The organism is Lutibacter sp. (assembly GCF_040883305.1).
In the GTDB taxonomy this organism is placed as follows: Bacteria; Bacteroidota; Bacteroidia; order Flavobacteriales; family Flavobacteriaceae; genus Lutibacter.
This window is the reverse complement of the sequence record NZ_JBFLKT010000233.1, coordinates 1-2,727: the sequence shown is the minus strand read 5'-3', so window position 1 is coordinate 2,727 and position 2,727 is coordinate 1. Positions and strand designations below refer to the sequence as shown.

At 26.9% G+C, this 2,727-nt stretch carries 7 protein-coding genes; all 7 read left to right on the top strand.

From position 1 onward, the window contains the following. The first annotated feature begins 140 nt into the window (after positions 1-140). Entirely contained in the window at positions 141-350 is a 210-nt protein-coding gene (locus AB1Z17_RS07290; RefSeq protein WP_368051144.1) for a hypothetical protein, read from the top strand. A 293-nt stretch (positions 351-643) separates the two neighbouring features. Beyond that, complete coding sequence (locus tag AB1Z17_RS07285) at positions 644-859, top strand: hypothetical protein (protein ID WP_368051143.1); 216 nt, start codon at positions 644-646, stop codon at positions 857-859. 2 nt (positions 860-861) lie between these two features. Next, positions 862-1,098, top strand: coding sequence for a hypothetical protein (locus AB1Z17_RS07280; RefSeq protein ID WP_368051141.1), 237 nt, complete (start codon positions 862-864; stop codon positions 1,096-1,098). Positions 1,099-1,136: 38 nt separating this feature from the next. Then, entirely contained in the window at positions 1,137-1,508 is a 372-nt protein-coding gene (locus AB1Z17_RS07275) for a hypothetical protein (protein WP_368051140.1), read from the top strand. Further along, on the top strand, positions 1,508-1,729 hold the full coding sequence (locus AB1Z17_RS07270; protein ID WP_368051139.1) for a hypothetical protein: 222 nt from the start codon (positions 1,508-1,510) through the stop codon (positions 1,727-1,729). Before AB1Z17_RS07275 ends, AB1Z17_RS07270 begins: the two co-directional genes overlap by 1 nt. A 15-nt stretch (positions 1,730-1,744) precedes the next feature. Further along, positions 1,745-1,972, top strand: a complete 228-nt coding sequence (locus AB1Z17_RS07265) for a hypothetical protein (RefSeq protein ID WP_368051138.1) — start codon at positions 1,745-1,747, stop codon at positions 1,970-1,972. A gap of 227 nt (positions 1,973-2,199) precedes the next feature. Next, positions 2,200-2,634, top strand: a complete 435-nt coding sequence (locus AB1Z17_RS07260; protein WP_368051137.1) for an HNH endonuclease signature motif containing protein — start codon at positions 2,200-2,202, stop codon at positions 2,632-2,634. Positions 2,635-2,727 lie beyond the last annotated feature (93 nt).

The window sequence follows — 2,727 nt, the reverse complement described above, 5'->3', positions numbered from 1 at the left end:
GTAGGAAGGCCACCAAAATACATTGAAAAAACTATAACTAAAAGTTATAGAATTCCAAAATCAATGGAGAAAGAATTAAATGAAGTAGTAAAAGAAATGAAAAATCCATATCAAATCAATTATAAATGTAAAAATACATTATGAAAGAAAGACTTGAAAAATTAAAGAAGGAAATCTTTGAACAAGAGATTAAAGAAGTAGCAATGATAATTGGTGACTTAAAAGAAAGTAGGGCAAGCAAAGAAGAACAATATTTTAATCCTATTGGTTGTGTTAAGTATGATGCATTCCTAGCAGGAGTAAAATGGATGGAAGAAAAAATCAACAATCTTCAAAATGAAAGCAAATAAAGAAATACATCCAAATATAGTGCTATTATTAAAATTACTAACTATATTTGTTGGAATCACAATATTGTTTTATTTAATGAAATTTACACTACCATGAGCGACATAACAAAATGTAGTGGCGAATTTAGTGGAGACAAAGTATGCCCCATAAGGGATACTTGCTATAGGTTTAAAGCTCCTGAGTGTGATTTTTGGCAATCTATTTTTGTAAATTCTCCGGGAGAATTTATTGAGAGTAACAAAAAATATAATTTTGAATGCAATCATTATTGGAAAATTAAAACAGTTAGAAAATGAAAAACTTTGTATTAACACTAATAGCTATTTGCGTAGCTTCTTTTTGGATAGCTTACTTAGATATTCAATTAACCGGAGGAGATTACTTTGATGATTTAAGATGGTGGGGATGGATAGCAATATCTATATTTTTTGCAGCTTTCTTACTTGGATTTTATGTAACTTTTATAAGGTCTTTTATTGAAACTATTAAAAGAAGGTTTAAAAAATAACAATGGAAGAAGAAAGCATTGAACAACTTTTGAGAGCAAATAGAATAGCAAACATAAATCTGAAAAGAATTAGATTCTTAATGAATTCAAGTAATAATATGAACTTATTAACTCACATTATAGATTGTAAATCATCAATTGAATTTAGCGAATTAATGATGCTTAAAATTGTTCCCGATGATTTCTTAATTAATAATGGATTGAATTACGACAAAAAACTAAAAAGTTATTACTTATGATTATGGCAATATTTATAGCAATATTTATAACTATACTAATGGCTGAAATAAATGCTAGAATAGATAGTAAAAGAATAAAGAAAGAAAACTACATTAACAATAAAGGGCATTTTGTAAGAGCTGCTATAAGATTTGTTGTAATAGCAACATCTTCACTCTTTATGTTGAGAATCGGCATTGTAGATTATATAGCAATTAATTTAATTTGTTATGCAATATTTTGGATTCTATTTGATTTGTTGATAAATGATAAATTAGGAAAACCACTATTTAGAATAGGAGAAACTTCTAAAACTGATAGATTTTTACAAAAGATAAGCTGTGGAGAAGAAGATTTAGCTTTCCTGTATAAATTAAACGTTTTATTAATGTTTGCATTTACATATATGCATTATTTAATTTACTTTTAATGGAGCAAATACTAACTTTCAAAATAGGATTAAAAACTATTAATCCCAAATTAGAAGAAACTGATAAAAACAGTTTGATAGTAACTATTGAAAATGAAAGTCTAGAAATTCCAATTGAAACTTATAGAAAAATAGTTTCTAATCCTTATGCTGGAACAGAAGTGAAGTTCTTGGAATTATTAAAGCACTATCAAAGTGTAGAATTTGAAGAAATAAAATAAAAATGGAAAAGTATTATGAGTATTAAAACAATTACTGGAGAAGCAGCTATATTAAAAGGTTATAGTATAAAGATTTCAGATAGATTGAGTGAATATTTTCCAGTTAAGAGATATTATTCAATGGACGTTATGGAAATTGAAGGACATTCTCCTATATTTTTAAGTGTTGAATTTTATGAAGATGAAGTAGGGCTTGCTGAATACAATAGATATATTAAAGAAAAGAAACAAATTGAGAAATAAAAAAGCAAAAATTTGCAATTGATAAATAAAAGGTTTAATATTGTGTATTAGTTCTTTAAAAAGAAAATAAAGAGGTGGCGGAATTATGAAAACAAAACCAATACATAAATTAAATGAAGGAAATCTATTCACAATCTGTAATACTTGTAGAACTATAATTTCTTATGAAATTATAAATAACCCATTTTGTTCTAAGAAATGCGAAAAGGAATTTAAAGAAGGGTAAGATGAAACAACTCAACTGTAAAGAATGCAATTCTCCTTTCGTAGTAAACAGAACTTTCAAACTTTGCCAATATCATAATAACATCCGGTTACATGGAAAACCTTTCCTAGATAAAAAACCAATCAAACAAAAGAAAAAGATAAATCCTAACAATGCCTTTAGAGAACGAATGAGGGCTTCTAATGGATTATTAACTTGTGAGGGGTGTGGAGTAAGAAAAGAGCATTTAGATGTTTCTCACATCATACCAATAAGTTTAAGAAAGGATTTAGAAGAAGATGATAGAAATCGTCAGCTATTATGTCGTAAATGCCATATAATTTGGGAACATGGAGAAAAAAAAGACAAAGAAGCTTTGATTTGTTATGAGAATAACTTAGTTTTGATAAAACAATTAGATAACAAATATTATTATAGAAATTATGGCAAAATATAAGTGTTTAGTAGATGATTATCTTTTTTTTAAAAGAGGAGAAGTATATGGTGAAAATGAATGGAGTGGTAGAGTAGTAAAAGAAGACGTATTTGT

Excerpts from the sequence above, each read along its gene's own strand:
- AB1Z17_RS07280 (WP_368051141.1), top strand. The coding sequence starts at position 862 with ATGGAAGAAGAAAGCATTGAACAACTTTTGAGAGCAAATAGAATAGCA.
- AB1Z17_RS07265 (WP_368051138.1), top strand. The coding sequence starts at position 1,745 with ATGAGTATTAAAACAATTACTGGAGAAGCAGCTATATTAAAAGGTTAT.
- AB1Z17_RS07275 (WP_368051140.1), top strand. The coding sequence starts at position 1,137 with ATGGCTGAAATAAATGCTAGAATAGATAGTAAAAGAATAAAGAAAGAA.
- AB1Z17_RS07290 (WP_368051144.1), top strand. The coding sequence starts at position 141 with ATGAAAGAAAGACTTGAAAAATTAAAGAAGGAAATCTTTGAACAAGAG.
- AB1Z17_RS07270 (WP_368051139.1), top strand. The coding sequence starts at position 1,508 with ATGGAGCAAATACTAACTTTCAAAATAGGATTAAAAACTATTAATCCC.
- AB1Z17_RS07285 (WP_368051143.1), top strand. The coding sequence starts at position 644 with ATGAAAAACTTTGTATTAACACTAATAGCTATTTGCGTAGCTTCTTTT.
- AB1Z17_RS07260 (WP_368051137.1), top strand. The coding sequence starts at position 2,200 with ATGAAACAACTCAACTGTAAAGAATGCAATTCTCCTTTCGTAGTAAAC.